Source organism: Pseudomonas vranovensis (assembly GCF_040438935.1).
Taxonomy (GTDB): Bacteria; Pseudomonadota; Gammaproteobacteria; order Pseudomonadales; family Pseudomonadaceae; genus Aquipseudomonas; species Aquipseudomonas vranovensis.
This window is the reverse complement of the sequence record NZ_CP159259.1, coordinates 3,344,380-3,357,900: the sequence shown is the minus strand read 5'-3', so window position 1 is coordinate 3,357,900 and position 13,521 is coordinate 3,344,380. Positions and strand designations below refer to the sequence as shown.

13 protein-coding genes and 1 riboswitch are annotated in these 13,521 nt (G+C 61.1%); of the genes, 12 read left to right on the top strand and 1 reads right to left on the bottom strand.

The annotated features are described in order from the left end of the window. The first annotated feature begins 496 nt into the window (after positions 1 to 496). From ABVN19_RS15645 to astE, 12 genes are all read left to right on the top strand, one after another. Entirely contained in the window at positions 497 to 1,282 is a 786-nt protein-coding gene (locus tag ABVN19_RS15645; RefSeq protein WP_028944699.1) for an ABC transporter substrate-binding protein, read from the top strand. A 90-nt stretch (positions 1,283 to 1,372) separates the two neighbouring features. After that, positions 1,373 to 2,062: an ABC transporter permease gene (locus ABVN19_RS15640; RefSeq protein WP_028944698.1), complete on the top strand. Its 690-nt coding sequence runs from the start codon at positions 1,373 to 1,375 to the stop codon at positions 2,060 to 2,062. Continuing rightward, positions 2,059 to 2,757 (top strand): ABC transporter permease, encoded by a 699-nt coding sequence (locus ABVN19_RS15635; protein ID WP_028944697.1) that lies wholly within the window; start codon positions 2,059 to 2,061, stop codon positions 2,755 to 2,757. Before ABVN19_RS15640 ends, ABVN19_RS15635 begins: the two co-directional genes overlap by 4 nt. Positions 2,758 to 2,821: 64 nt before the next feature. Beyond that, positions 2,822 to 3,586: an ATP-binding cassette domain-containing protein gene (locus ABVN19_RS15630; RefSeq protein WP_028944696.1), complete on the top strand. Its 765-nt coding sequence runs from the start codon at positions 2,822 to 2,824 to the stop codon at positions 3,584 to 3,586. Between the two features lie 97 nt (positions 3,587 to 3,683). Beyond that, positions 3,684 to 4,664 (top strand): transcriptional regulator ArgR, encoded by a 981-nt coding sequence (gene argR, locus ABVN19_RS15625; protein ID WP_028944695.1) that lies wholly within the window; start codon positions 3,684 to 3,686, stop codon positions 4,662 to 4,664. Positions 4,665 to 4,928: 264 nt separating this feature from the next. Beyond that, positions 4,929 to 6,149, top strand: coding sequence for an aspartate aminotransferase family protein (locus ABVN19_RS15620; RefSeq protein WP_105641609.1), 1,221 nt, complete (start codon positions 4,929 to 4,931; stop codon positions 6,147 to 6,149). Positions 6,150 to 6,281: 132 nt separating this feature from the next. Then, positions 6,282 to 7,301, top strand: a complete 1,020-nt coding sequence (aruF, locus tag ABVN19_RS15615; protein ID WP_028944693.1) for an arginine/ornithine succinyltransferase subunit alpha — start codon at positions 6,282 to 6,284, stop codon at positions 7,299 to 7,301. 75 nt (positions 7,302 to 7,376) lie between these two features. Further along, complete coding sequence (gene astA, locus ABVN19_RS15610; protein WP_028944692.1) at positions 7,377 to 8,402, top strand: arginine N-succinyltransferase; 1,026 nt, start codon at positions 7,377 to 7,379, stop codon at positions 8,400 to 8,402. Next, on the top strand, positions 8,399 to 9,865 hold the full coding sequence (gene astD, locus ABVN19_RS15605) for a succinylglutamate-semialdehyde dehydrogenase (RefSeq protein ID WP_167332126.1): 1,467 nt from the start codon (positions 8,399 to 8,401) through the stop codon (positions 9,863 to 9,865). The genes astA and astD overlap by 4 nt, the downstream gene beginning before the upstream one ends. Before the next feature lie 24 nt (positions 9,866 to 9,889). Beyond that, on the top strand, positions 9,890 to 11,239 hold the full coding sequence (gene astB, locus ABVN19_RS15600) for an N-succinylarginine dihydrolase (protein WP_105641608.1): 1,350 nt from the start codon (positions 9,890 to 9,892) through the stop codon (positions 11,237 to 11,239). Positions 11,240 to 11,253: 14 nt separating this feature from the next. Beyond that, complete coding sequence (locus tag ABVN19_RS15595; protein ID WP_028944689.1) at positions 11,254 to 11,544, top strand: topoisomerase II; 291 nt, start codon at positions 11,254 to 11,256, stop codon at positions 11,542 to 11,544. A 10-nt stretch (positions 11,545 to 11,554) separates the two neighbouring features. Next, a complete protein-coding gene (gene astE, locus ABVN19_RS15590; RefSeq protein WP_028944688.1) occupies positions 11,555 to 12,562 on the top strand; it encodes a succinylglutamate desuccinylase in 1,008 nt (335 codons plus the stop codon). A 75-nt stretch (positions 12,563 to 12,637) separates the two neighbouring features. On the opposite strand, the gene ABVN19_RS15585 is transcribed toward astE, so the two are convergent. Next, a complete protein-coding gene (locus ABVN19_RS15585; protein ID WP_028944687.1) occupies positions 12,638 to 13,144 on the bottom strand; it encodes a 6,7-dimethyl-8-ribityllumazine synthase in 507 nt (168 codons plus the stop codon). A 93-nt stretch (positions 13,145 to 13,237) separates the two neighbouring features. Further along, positions 13,238 to 13,389, bottom strand: a riboswitch (FMN riboswitch). Between the last annotated feature and the right edge of the window lie 132 nt (positions 13,390 to 13,521).

Genomic DNA, 13,521 nt, shown 5'->3' with positions numbered 1-13,521 from the left:
CACCGCGGGACAAACCCCGCGATGAACGCCACAAAGCCCCGCTGCTCACCCAGCGGGGCTTTGTGCTTTCTGTTACTTCGACAATCATCGGTAACCTATGTGTCACCACGCTCGCGCACAAACGGGGCGAAGGGAAACGTTATCGCACCGTTTGAAGGCGTTTTCGGCAGCAATTCAAATGCACTGAAACGCTACGCTTGCCGGATTAGAAGGGTTTGCCAATAATAGGCCCGGTTATTGCTTCGTTGATAGGTTATTTGTCTTTTGCTTTTGCATATTTTGCCAAAGCTGTCAATATCTCCAGCCGCTACTTCCTGTGCTTCTGTAATTAGTTGTCGCATTGAGGAAATATCGGCTACGGAGCTGTCGTTAAAATGCCGATCACTCGCTCGTGGCGTTCGACCTTCGTCGACCCTGCGCGGCTCGCGTTGTACCCATTTGCATATGGGGCAGTTTCTACCCTGCCTTGTAGTGCCCTTTACCGATGGAGTTCCAGATGAAGAAACTCGCACTGCTTGGCGCCCTGGCGCTGTCTGTGTTTTCCCTGGCATCGCTGGCTGATGAGAAACCGTTGAAGATCGGGATCGAGGCCGCCTACCCGCCGTTCGCCTCCAAGGCGCCGGACGGCAGCATTGTTGGTTTCGACTACGACATCGGCAACGCCCTGTGCGCCGAGATGAAGGTCAAGTGCACCTGGGTCGAGCAAGAGTTCGACGGCCTGATCCCTGCGCTGAAAGTGCGCAAGATCGACGCCATCCTCTCGTCCATGTCGATCACTGAAGACCGCAAGAAGTCCGTTGACTTCACGGGCAAGTACTACCTGACCCCGGCTCGCCTGGTGATGAAGCAAGGCACTACTGTCAGCGACAGCCTGACTGAGCTCAAGGGCAAGAAAATTGGCGTGCAGCGTGGCTCTATCCACGATCGCTTCGCCAAGGAAGTCCTGGCTCCACAAGGCGCGACCATCGTGCCTTACGGCACTCAGAACGAAATCTACCTGGACGTCGCTGCCGGCCGCCTGGACGGTACCGTTGCCGATGCCACCCTGCTTGAAGACGGCTTCCTGAAGACTGATGCAGGCAAGGGCTACGCCTTTGTCGGCCCGTCGTTCACTGACGGGAAATACTTCGGCGACGGTATTGGTATTGCCGTGCGCAAAGGCGACAAGGCCAACCTGGATCGCTTGAATGCTGCCATTGCGGCCATCCGCGCCAATGGCGAGTACAAGAAAATCCAGGATAAGTATTTCAACTTCGACATCTACGGCCCTGAAGCCAAGTAAATCGTCGACGTTTCACCTGTGTAATGGTGCAAGCAGCAGAGACTCTGAGGTTTGCACCATTTTTTCATCCCTAAGGTCGAGGACCTCATCATGTTGAAAGGCTACGGGGCAGTCATCCTCGACGGCGTGTGGCTCACGCTGCAGCTCGCCTTGTCGTCCATGGCCCTGGCTATCGTACTCGGCCTTATCGGTGTGGCCCTGCGTCTGTCGCCGGTGCGCTGGCTGGCCTGGCTGGGTGACCTGTACTCCACGGTGATCCGCGGGATTCCCGATCTGGTACTGATCCTGCTGATTTTCTACGGCGGCCAGGATCTGCTCAACCGCGTCGCGCCGTTGCTCGGCTACGACGACTACATCGACCTCAATCCGCTGGTGGCGGGTATCGGTACCCTGGGTTTCATCTTTGGTGCCTACCTGTCGGAAACCTTCCGTGGCGCCTTCATGGCTATCCCCAAGGGGCAGGCTGAAGCCGGCATGGCCTATGGCATGAGCAACCTGCAGGTGTTCTTCCGGGTCATGGTGCCGCAGATGATCCGCCTGGCGATTCCAGGCTTCACCAACAATTGGCTGGTCTTGACCAAGGCGACGGCACTGATTTCGGTGGTCGGCCTGCAGGACATGATGTTCAAGGCCAAGCAGGCGGCCGATGCCACCCGCGAGCCTTTCACCTTCTTCCTGGCGGTCGCAGCCCTGTACCTGGTAATCACCAGTGTCTCGCTGCTGGCCCTGCGGTACCTCGAGAAGCGCTACTCGGTTGGCGTAAGGGCGGCTGATCTATGATTTTCGACTACAACGTGATCTGGGAAGCGCTGCCGCTGTACCTGGGTGGTTTGCTGACCACGCTCAAGCTGCTGGCGCTGTCGCTGTTCTTCGGTTTGCTCACGGCCATTCCGCTTGGCCTGATGCGGGTGTCCAAGCAGCCGCTGGTCAACCTGACCGCCTGGCTCTACACCTATGTGATCCGCGGCACGCCGATGCTGGTGCAGTTGTTCTTGATCTACTACGGCCTGGCCCAGTTCGAGGCGGTGCGCGAGAGTATCCTCTGGCCGTGGCTGTCGAGTGCGACCTTCTGTGCGTGCCTGGCCTTCGCCATCAACACCAGTGCCTACACTGCTGAAATCATTGCCGGCAGCCTCAAGGCCACGCCCCATGGTGAAATCGAGGCGGCCAAGGCCATGGGTATGTCGCGGGTCAAGATGTACCGCCGCATTCTGCTGCCATCGGCCCTGCGCCGGGCCCTGCCGCAGTACAGTAACGAAGTGATCATGATGCTGCAGACCACCAGCCTTGCCTCGATCGTGACCCTCATCGACATCACTGGTGCCGCGCGTACGGTCAACGCCCAGTATTACTTGCCGTTCGAGGCCTATATCACTGCCGGCGTGTTCTACCTGTGCCTGACGTTCATTCTGGTGCGCCTGTTCAAGTTGGCCGAACGCCGTTGGCTCGGCTACATGGCGCCGCGCAAGGCCTGAGGCCTGCGGTAACTAATTCGCCTGAGCGTTAGCTCAAACTGACTGCTTTGTGAGAACCGACAGCATGTACAAACTCGAAGTCCAAGACCTGCATAAACGCTACGGCAGTCACGAAGTGCTCAAGGGCGTGTCCCTGGCCGCCAAGGCGGGCGACGTGATCAGCATCATCGGCTCCAGTGGTTCGGGCAAGAGTACCTTCCTGCGCTGCATCAACCTGCTCGAGCAGCCGCATGCGGGCAAGATCCTGCTCAACAACGAAGAGCTCAAGCTTGTGGCCAACAAGGACGGCGCCCTCAAGGCCGCCGATCCCAAGCAGCTGCAGCGCATGCGTTCGCGCCTGTCGATGGTGTTCCAGCATTTCAACCTGTGGTCGCACATGACTGCGCTGGAAAACATCATCGAAGCGCCGGTACATGTGTTGGGCATGTCGAAAAAGGAGGCCCTGGAAAAAGCCGAGCACTATCTGGCCAAGGTCGGGGTTTCCCATCGTAAAGACGCCTATCCTGGGCATATGTCCGGTGGTGAGCAGCAGCGTGTGGCCATTGCCCGGGCGCTGGCGATGGAGCCGGAAGTGATGCTGTTCGACGAGCCGACCTCGGCGCTCGACCCGGAGCTGGTGGGCGATGTGCTCAAAGTCATGCAGTCGCTGGCCCAGGAAGGCCGGACCATGGTGGTGGTGACGCACGAAATGGGCTTTGCCCGCGAGGTGTCCAACCAGCTGGTGTTCCTGCACAAGGGGTTGGTGGAGGAGGCGGGCAACCCGCGTGAGGTGTTGGTCAATCCGCAGTCCGAGCGTTTGCAGCAGTTCTTGTCGGGCAGCTTGAAGTAAGATTGCCGCGTCGCACCAAAATGGGTCATGCTGCGTGCCTTGCGCAGCCTGACCGGCTCCATCCTCTTGACCTTTCTCAGGTTTCGGACCGCACCCAATGACCACCCAGCGAATCGGTTTTCTCATCTGGCCCAGCACCAAAGCCCTGACCCTGGCGCTGGCCGAAGAGGTTTTGCGGGTTGCCCAGAAAGTGCATCCGGAAGTGGTCTACGAACTGTTGTTCCTGCAGGCCGAGCCCGCAGCCGAAGGCGCCTGGCGTTTGCCGGGCGAGCCGTGGGCGGGGCGCCTGGAGGGCTGCCAGAAACTGTTCTTGCTGGCCGATGAGCCGCCCCATGCGGTGGCATCGGGGCTGGGCAGCGCGCTCAAGCAGCTGGCGCGCGCCGGATGTGTGATCGGCGGCCTGTCGGCCGGGGTATACCCACTGGCGCAGTTGGGTTTGCTCGATGGTTACCGGGCGGCGGTCCACTGGCGCTGGCAGGATGATTTTGCCGAGCGATTCCCCAAGGTCATCGCTACCAGTCACCTGTTCGACTGGGATCGTGATCGCCTGACCGCCTGCGGCGGTATGTCGGTGATCGACCTGCTGCTGGCGGTGCTGGCCCGTGATCATGGTGCCGAGCTTGCCGGTGCGGTGTCCGAGGAGCTGGTGGTCGAGCGGATTCGTGAGGGCGGGGAGCGTCAGCGTATTCCACTGCAGAATCGTCTGGGCTCGAGCCATCCGAAGCTGACCCAGGCGGTGTTGCTGATGGAAGCCAACATCGAGGAGCCGCTGACCACCGACGAGATCGCTCAGCACGTATGTGTCTCGCGGCGTCAGCTGGAGCGGATCTTCAAGCAATACCTCAATCGTGTACCGAGCCAGTATTACCTGGAGTTGCGCCTGAACAAGGCGCGCCAGATGCTGATGCAAACCAGCAAGTCGATCATCCAGATCGGTTTGTCGTGTGGCTTCTCCTCGGGGCCGCATTTCTCCAGTGCCTACCGCAACTTCTTCGGCGCAACGCCGCGGGAAGATCGTAATCAGCGACGAAGCAGCAGTCCGTTCGAGTTGTCGTCGGCACCCGCCGAGCGCGGCTGACACCGTGGGAGCGGGCTTGCGTCGCGATTCGATGTAGCGTCTAGATTGCCATCGCTCGGCAAGCCCGCTCCTACCACCCCACCTTCGCACCGTTTAAACTGCGCCTTTGCGACCCTATTTGTCGCATTGCCGAAAGCCTTGGTAAAACAGGGTTTGGCGCTATAAGAAGTTGTCGCTTGGCGGCAATGTCGGGCGCCGATCTGTCCTTACAATCCCCCCATCGCTCGCCAGTTCCAGGCAGGCGTTCCTTTTCAGGAGACTCCGATGTCCGCTCCGCAAGCTCCAGTGCAACGCGCCGATTTCGACCAGGTAATGGTCCCCAATTACGCACCGGCGGCCTTTATCCCCGTTCGTGGCGCGGGCTCCCGAGTCTGGGATCAGTCGGGCCGCGAGCTGATCGACTTCGCGGGCGGGATTGCCGTGAACGTTCTGGGGCATGCTCATCCGGCGCTGGTGGGCGCCCTGACCGAGCAGGCCAACAAACTGTGGCACGTGTCCAACGTCTTCACCAACGAGCCGGCCCTGCGCCTGGCCCACAAGCTGGTCGACGCGACCTTCGCCGAGCGGGCGTTCTTCTGCAACTCCGGCGCTGAAGCCAACGAGGCCGCCTTCAAGCTGGCCCGTCGTGTCGCCCACGATCGTTTCGGCCCTGAAAAACACGAGATCATCGCTACCGTCAACAGCTTCCACGGTCGCACCCTGTTCACCGTCAGTGTGGGCGGCCAGCCCAAGTACTCTGACGGTTTCGGCCCGAAGATCACCGGTATCAGCCATGTGCCGTACAACGATCTTGAGGCGCTCAAGGCACAGATTTCCGACAAGACCTGCGCGGTGGTGATCGAGCCGATCCAGGGCGAGAGCGGTGTGGTACCGGCCGACCTGGCCTACCTCAAAGGCGCTCGCGAGCTCTGCGACAAACACAACGCCCTGCTGATCTTCGACGAAGTGCAGACCGGCGTTGGCCGTACCGGCGAGCTGTTTGCCTACATGCACTACGGCGTCACCCCGGACATCCTCTCCAGCGCCAAGAGCCTGGGTGGCGGCTTCCCGATCGGTGCCATGCTGACCACCGAAGACCTGGCCAAGCACCTGGCTGTTGGCACCCACGGCACCACCTACGGTGGCAACCCACTGGCGTGCGCCGTGGCCAATGCCGTGCTGGATGTGGTCAATACCCCTGAAGTGCTGGCAGGCGTCAAGGCCAAGCACGCGCGCTTCAAGGCGCGTCTGGAGCAGATCGGCCAGCAGTACGGCTTGTTCACCCAAGTGCGTGGTGTGGGTCTGCTGATCGGTTGCGTATTGTCCGAGGCCTGGAAAGGCAAGGCCAAGGACGTCTTCAATGCGGCCGAGAAAGAAGGCCTGATGGTGCTCCAGGCCGGTCCCGATGTGGTGCGTTTCGCCCCGAGCCTAGTGGTCGAGGATGCCGACATCGATGAAGGCCTGGACCGTTTCGAGCGTGCCGCAGCCAAATTGACCCAGGCCTGATTTAGCCTGTGGTCCGTTCACCGGCCCAGTGGGGCCGGTGAATCCGAATTCCAGAGCGTGCGCCCTGTGGGCGCCTGCTGTTTTTTTCTGTGCCGGCAGACGCTGGCCTGTTTTCCCGAAAGGAGTGACACCATGCTGGTGATGCGCCCCGCGCAAATGGCTGATCTGGGCGAAGTACAGCGTCTGGCAGCGGACAGCCCCATTGGTGTCACGTCCTTGCCGGATGATACCGGGCGCCTGGGCGACAAGATTGCCGCCTCCGAGACGTCCTTTGCCGCCGAAGTCAGCTTCAACGGCGAAGAAAGCTACTTCTTCGTGCTCGAAGACAGCAGTAACGGCAAGCTGGTCGGCTGCTCGGCCATTGTCGCGTCGGCCGGCTACTCCGAGCCGTTCTACAGCTTTCGTAACGAGACGTTCGTCCACGCCTCGCGCGAGCTGAAGATCCACAACAAGATCCATGTGCTTTCGCAGTGCCACGACCTGACCGGCAACAGCCTGCTGACCAGTTTCTACGTACTGCCGGAGCTGGTGGGTACTGGCTGGTCGGAGCTCAACTCTCGCGGTCGCCTGCTGTTCATGGCTGCGCACCCTGAGCGCTTCGCCGACTCGGTAGTGACCGAAATCGTCGGCTACAGCGACGAGAACGGTGACTCGCCATTCTGGGACGCCATCGGCCGCAACTTTTTCGACCTCAACTATGCCGAGGCCGAACGCCTGTGTGGCCTCAAGAGCCGGACCTTTCTCGCCGAGCTGATGCCGCATTATCCGATCTACGTGCCGCTGCTGCCGGATGCCGCGCAAGAAGCCATGGGCCAGGTGCATCCACGTGCGCAGATCACCTTCGACATCCTGATGCGCGAAGGCTTCGAGACCGATCACTACATCGACATTTTCGACGGGGGTCCGACCCTGCATGCACGGGTGTCGAGCATTCGCTCGATCGCCCAGAGCCGAGTGGTTCCGGTCAAGCTGGACAGCACCATGGTCAAGGGTGGGCGCCCGTACCTGGTCTGCAATGGCCAGCTGCAGGACTACCGCGCCGTGCTGCTGGAGCTGGACTGGGTACCTGGCAAGCCGGTCACCTTGAGTCGTGAAGCCGCCGAGGCCCTTGGCGTTGGCGAAGGCGCCAGTGTGCGCCTGGTCGCGGTTTGATACCTGCGGTTCGATAACCGCGCACCCCAGGTCGAGTTTCGCGGCAGGCCACAGGCCGCCGCCCGAGGAGATAGCATGATCGTTCGTCCCGTACGCAGCAGTGATTTACCTGCGCTGATCGAGCTGGCGCGCAGCACCGGCACCGGCCTGACCACCTTGCCGGCCAATGAAGAGCGCCTGGCACACCGGGTCGGCTGGGCCGAGAAGACCTTCCGTGGCGAAGCCGAACGTGGCGATGCCGACTACCTGTTCGTACTGGAAAACGACGAAGGTGTGGTGGTCGGTATTTCCGCCATCGCCGGTGCCGTCGGCCTGCGTGAGCCCTGGTACAACTACCGGGTAGGCCTGACCGTCAGCGCTTCGCAAGAGCTGAACATCTACCGCGAAATTCCTACCCTGTTCCTGGCCAATGACCTTACCGGTAATTCCGAACTGTGCTCGCTGTTCCTGCGTGCCGATCACCGCAGTGGCCTCAACGGCCGTCTGTTGGCCAAGGCGCGGATGCTGTTCATTGCCGAGTTCCCGGAGCTGTTCGGCAACAAGATCATCGCCGAGATGCGCGGCATGTCGGATGAGCAGGGCCGTTCGCCGTTCTGGGAAAGCCTGGGCCGGCATTTCTTCAAGATGGAATTCAGCCAGGCCGATTACCTCACCGGCGTCGGCAACAAGGCGTTCATCGCTGAGTTGATGCCCAAGTTCCCGCTGTACACATGCTTCCTCTCCGAGGCAGCACGTAACGTGATCGGCCGCGTGCATATCGACACCGAACCTGCACTGGCGATGCTCAAGAGCGAAGGATTCAGCTACCAGGGATACGTCGATATCTTTGATGCGGGCCCTGCCGTGGAATGCGAGACCAGCAAGATCCGCGCGGTACACGACAGCCAGGCGCTGGTACTGGCGGTGGGTACGCCGGGCGACGACGCAACGCCTTTCATCATTCACAACCGCAAGCGTGAGGACTGCCGTATCACCGCGGCACCTGCGCGTCTGGCGGCCGGTACCCTGGTGGTCGATCCGCTGACCGCCAAACGCCTGCGCCTGAGCGCCGGCGACCAGGTGCGTGCCGTGCCGCTGTCTGCTGCCCGGGAGGCCAAATAATGACGACTCACTACATCGCTGGCACTTGGCAGGCAGGGCAGGGCGAGGCCTTGCAGTCGCTGAACCCGGTTACCCAGGAGATTGTCTGGGAAGGTCGCGGTGCTACCGCCGAGCACGTTGATGACGCCGTAAAGGCTTCGCGTCAGGCGTTCCCGGCGTGGGCGCTGCAGTCGTTGGAGGCGCGCATCAGTGTGCTGGAGGCGTTCGCCGCTGCCCTCAAGGCCAGGGCCGACGAACTCGCCCGCTGCATTGGTGAGGAAACCGGCAAGCCTTTGTGGGAGTCGGCGACCGAAGTCACCAGCATGATCAACAAAGTAGCGATTTCGGTGCAGAGCTACCGTGAGCGCACGGGCGAGAAGAGTGGCCCGCTGGCGGATGCCACCGCGGTGCTGCGCCACAAGCCACACGGTGTTGTCGCCGTTTTCGGCCCGTACAACTTCCCGGGGCATTTGCCTAACGGGCACATTGTTCCGGCGCTGCTGGCCGGCAACACCGTGGTGTTCAAGCCCAGCGAGCTGACCCCCAAAGTAGCCGAGCTGACGGTCAAGTGCTGGATCGAAGCCGGCTTGCCGGCGGGCGTGTTGAACCTGGTCCAGGGTGCCCGTGAAACCGGCGTGGCCCTGGCCGCCAACCCGGGTATCGACGGTTTGTTCTTCACTGGCTCCAGCCGCACCGGCAACCTGTTGCACCAGCAGTTCGCCGGGCGCCCGGACAAGATCCTGGCCCTGGAAATGGGGGGCAACAACCCGTTGGTGGTCGACGAGGTAAAAGACCTCGACGCGGCGGTCTACACCATCATCCAGTCTGCATTCATTTCTGCCGGCCAGCGCTGCACCTGCGCCCGTCGCCTGCTGGTACCGCAAGGCCCCTGGGGCGATGCGCTGCTCAAGCGTCTGGTCGAAGTCTGCAAGAACATCAGTGTTGGTGCTTTTGACCAGCAGCCAGCGCCTTTCATGGGCTCGGTGATCTCCCTGGAGGCGGCCAAGGCGCTGCTCGATGCCCAGGTGCAATTGCTGGCGGGTGGTGGTGTATCGCTGCTGGAAATGACCCAGCCACAAGCGTCGGCAGCCTTGCTCACGCCGGGCATCGTCGATGTCACGGCCGTTGCCGGCCGCCCCGACGAAGAGTTCTTCGGCCCGCTGCTGCAGGTGATCCGCTACAGCGATTTCGACGCAGCCATTGCCGAGGCCAACAACACCCAGTACGGCCTGGCTGCCGGCCTGTTGTCCGACTCCCGTGCGCGCTACCAGTATTTCTGGCTCAACAGCCGCGCCGGCATCGTCAACTGGAACAAGCAGCTGACCGGTGCCGCCAGCAGTGCGCCATTCGGCGGTGTGGGGGCCAGTGGCAACCACCGCGCCAGTGCCTACTACGCAGCCGATTACTGCGCCTACCCGGTAGCCTCGCTGGAGACCGCCAGCCTGACCCTGCCTGCCACATTGACGCCGGGCGTCTCCCTATAACAAAAGGTCTACGGAGCCTTGCCGATGAAATCGTTTGAAATGAATTTTGATGGTCTGGTGGGACCGACGCATAACTACGGCGGGCTGTCCTACGGCAACGTTGCTTCGCAAAGCAACAGCCAGCAGGCGTCCAACCCGCGTGAAGCGGCGCGCCAGGGCCTGGCAAAAATGAAAGCGCTGATGGAAATGGACTTTCAGCAGGGCGTGCTGGCTCCGCAGGAGCGTCCGGATGTCGCTGCGCTGCGTCGCCTGGGCTTTTCCGGTAGCGATGCCGAAGTGATCCAGCGTGCGGCCAAAGAAGCCATGCCGTTGCTGGTCGCCAGTTGCTCGGCGTCGAGCATGTGGGTGGCCAACGCTGCTACGGTCAGCCCAAGTGCCGACACGGCTGATGGCCGCGTGCATTTCACCGCGGCCAACCTCAACTGCAAGTATCACCGCAGCATCGAGCACCCGACTACCAGCCGTGTGCTGGGGGCGATGTTCGCCGACAGCAGGCACTTCGCCCACCATGCCGCCTTGCCGGCGGTGGCGCAGTTCGGTGATGAGGGGGCGGCCAACCACACACGTTTCTGCCGTAGTTACGGCGAGGCGGGGGTGGAGTTCTTTGTCTATGGCCGTAGTGCATTCGACAGCCGGGTTCCGGCGCCCCAAAAATACCCGGCACGCCAGACCCTTGAAGCCTCGCAAGCGGTTGCCCGCCTGCACGGCCTGAGCGAGGAAGGTGTGGTGTTCGGCCAGCAGAATCCGGCCGTGATCGATCACGGCGTGTTCCACAACGATGTGATCGCTGTGGGGAACGGCGAAGTACTGTTCTATCACGAGGATGCCTTCCTCGAGACCGAAGCGATGCTTGGCCAACTGCAGGCTAAACTGGCTAAACGGGGTGGCAACTTCAAGGCGATCTGTGTGCCGCGCTCGGCTGTCACGGTAGAAGATGCAGTGCGATCCTACTTGTTCAACAGCCAGTTGCTGACCCGTGCCGATGGTTCGATGTTACTGATCGTGCCGGAAGAATGCCGCAACAACGAGCGGGTCTGGGCGTATCTGTCGGCCCTGACGGCTTCGGGTGGCCCGGTTGCCGAGGTCAAGGTGTTCGACCTCAAGCAGAGCATGCAGAACGGTGGCGGCCCGGCGTGCCTGCGTTTGCGCGTGGCACTCAATGAAACGGAACTGGCGGCGGTCAATCCAGGGGTTATCATGACGGCGCCGCTGTACGACACCTTGACCCAGTGGGTCGACAAGCACTACCGCGATCGCCTGAGCGAAACCGATCTGGCCGATCCGCAGTTGTTGATTGAATGTCGTACGGCACTGGATGAACTGACCCAGATCCTCAAACTGGGTTCGGTCTATCCGTTCCAACTCCAACCTTGAGAGAGAATTCGACTATGTCCGACGCCCTGCAGCTGATCCTTGAAGATGACGATGGTACCCAGCTGGAAACTTCCTGCACCCGCTTTGCGGTGGTCTGGCAAGGCAAGGAGGTATGGATTCAGCAGGATGGCCGTGGTCAGCTGCTGATTGGCGTCGATGTCGAAGAAGACGACGCCGAGTACGCCAACCTGCTGCTGCGTCCGCTGGCCACCAACCTGGTCAGCCTGCAGCTGGAAATGGAACCGGCCGACGCCGGCGACGATGATGATCACGTTCATGGTCCCGATTGCGGCCACCATCACTAAGGAATAGCCCATGCTCGCCCTCGGCAAACTGCTCGACCTGACCCTGGCCGGTCGTGAACCGGCAGAGAAGACCCAGCTGACTGTCGAAGGCGTGCGTATGCGCTGGCTCGGCGAAGGCGCACTTGAAGTGCGCCCGGCCGAGGCGCGGGACAATGGTATGGACTTGCTGTTATCGGCCGGCATCCATGGCAATGAAACTGCACCGATCGAACTGCTCGACGAGCTGTTGCATGGCATTGCCCGGGCTGAAATCAAGCCGCGCGCCCGTATCCTGTTCCTGTTCGGCAACCCTGAAGCGATTCGCAAGGGAGAGCGGTATATCGAGCAGGACGTCAATCGCCTGTTCAATGGCCGGCACGAGTTGTCCAGCGGCAGTGAAGCCTTGCGGGCGGGACAGCTGGAGCAGTTTGCCAAGACCTTCTTCAGCGTGCCGGGGCGTACGCGCCTGCACTACGACCTGCACACCGCCATTCGTGGCTCGAAGATCGAACAGTTCGCACTGTATCCGTTCAAGGAAGGTCGCCAGCATTCGCGTCGCGAACTGGCGCGGTTGCGTGCGGCGGGCATGGAGGCCGTGCTGCTGCAGAGCAAGGCGTCGATTACCTTCACTGCCTTTACCTACGAGCAGCTGGATGCCGAGGCCTTTACCCTGGAGTTGGGCAAGGCGCGCCCCTTCGGGCAGAACGAGCAGGTCAATCTTGATCGGCTGGAGACCCGTCTCAAGCAGATCATCGAAGGCAATGAGCCAGAAGAGGCCGATGCGCTGGATGGTTTGCAGCTGTTCAGCGTGGCCCGTGAGATCATCAAGCACAGCGACAGCTTCCGCCTGCACTTGCCGGCAGATATCGAAAACTTCTCGGAGTTGTCCAAGGGCTATCTGCTGGCCGAAGACCTGGCCGAATCGCGCTGGATCGTCGAAGAGGAGGGGGCCCGTATCATCTTTCCCAACCCAAAGGTCAGGAATGGGCTGCGGGCCGGCATTCTGATCGTGCCCACCTCGCCCGACCAACTCGCCTGACCTGCAGGGGCGGGCTTGCCCCGCGATAGCGATCTACGTGTTACATCGCATCGCGGGGCAAGCCCGCTGCTGCATTCAGCCAGCCATTTTCTGTGGCGCGTCGATGCGGCGCAGGGCACGCAGCTTCTGCAGTGTATCGGCACAGGTCTTCGCCGCCTCGGCACCCTTGACCAGGAAATGCTCGAAATAGAAGTTCTGGTGTTCGTCACCGGCATGGAAGTGGTGCGGGGTCAGTACTGCCGAGAATACCGGTACTTCGGTTTCCAGCTGCACTTGCATCAGGCCGCTGATCACGGACTGGGCGACGAACTCGTGGCGGTACAGGCCGCCATCGACCACCAGGCCTGCTGCAACAATACCGGCATAGCGGCCGGTACGCGCCAACAGCTTGGCATGAAGCGGGATTTCGAATGCGCCACCGACTTCAAAAAAGTCGATATCGCTCGCTTGATAGCCTTGTTTTCCCATTTCCTCGACAAAAGCCTTGCGCGCCTGGTCGACAATATCCTTGTGCCAGCAGGCCTGGATAAACGCGATGCGCTCGTGGGATGGGTTCTTGCTATCGATTGCGGTAGGTTGCATTGAAACGGACTCCTGTTTGTATGAGAAACAGGGCATCTGGATCGAAGGGGATTCCGTCGCGCAGCTGCGCAACGACAGGCGCAGACGTGCCTATCCCGTTCTCTCTTTATCCGGACTATGACCGTCGGCCCCGGAATCACACCGGGTCTGCTGACCTTGCAGGGTGGCCTGCAAGCGCTCGCGGGCTATGCGCAATGGGCGCAATTACCGCCGGTGGGGAATTGCACCCCGCCCTGAGAACGTTGCCACCGGTCGCCGGCGGCGGGGAATTATTAGCACAACTCTCAGGCTAACGTATAGGCTGCTAACGGTTTTTTTGCCGATGAATGACATTTCATCCGGCAGGCCTTGCCAATTGCAATTGGTGACCGCAGTAA

Bases quoted from the DNA above. Each gene is read 5' to 3' on its own strand.
- argR (WP_028944695.1), top strand. From the start codon at position 3,684: ATGACCACCCAGCGAATCGGTTTTCTCATCTGGCCCAGCACCAAAGCC.
- ABVN19_RS15620 (WP_105641609.1), top strand. From the start codon at position 4,929: ATGTCCGCTCCGCAAGCTCCAGTGCAACGCGCCGATTTCGACCAGGTA.
- astE (WP_028944688.1), top strand. From the start codon at position 11,555: ATGCTCGCCCTCGGCAAACTGCTCGACCTGACCCTGGCCGGTCGTGAA.
- astB (WP_105641608.1), top strand. From the start codon at position 9,890: ATGAAATCGTTTGAAATGAATTTTGATGGTCTGGTGGGACCGACGCAT.
- ABVN19_RS15585 (WP_028944687.1), bottom strand. From the start codon at position 13,144: ATGCAACCTACCGCAATCGATAGCAAGAACCCATCCCACGAGCGCATC.
- astA (WP_028944692.1), top strand. From the start codon at position 7,377: ATGATCGTTCGTCCCGTACGCAGCAGTGATTTACCTGCGCTGATCGAG.
- ABVN19_RS15630 (WP_028944696.1), top strand. From the start codon at position 2,822: ATGTACAAACTCGAAGTCCAAGACCTGCATAAACGCTACGGCAGTCAC.
- ABVN19_RS15595 (WP_028944689.1), top strand. From the start codon at position 11,254: ATGTCCGACGCCCTGCAGCTGATCCTTGAAGATGACGATGGTACCCAG.
- aruF (WP_028944693.1), top strand. From the start codon at position 6,282: ATGCTGGTGATGCGCCCCGCGCAAATGGCTGATCTGGGCGAAGTACAG.
- ABVN19_RS15640 (WP_028944698.1), top strand. From the start codon at position 1,373: ATGTTGAAAGGCTACGGGGCAGTCATCCTCGACGGCGTGTGGCTCACG.
- ABVN19_RS15645 (WP_028944699.1), top strand. From the start codon at position 497: ATGAAGAAACTCGCACTGCTTGGCGCCCTGGCGCTGTCTGTGTTTTCC.
- ABVN19_RS15635 (WP_028944697.1), top strand. From the start codon at position 2,059: ATGATTTTCGACTACAACGTGATCTGGGAAGCGCTGCCGCTGTACCTG.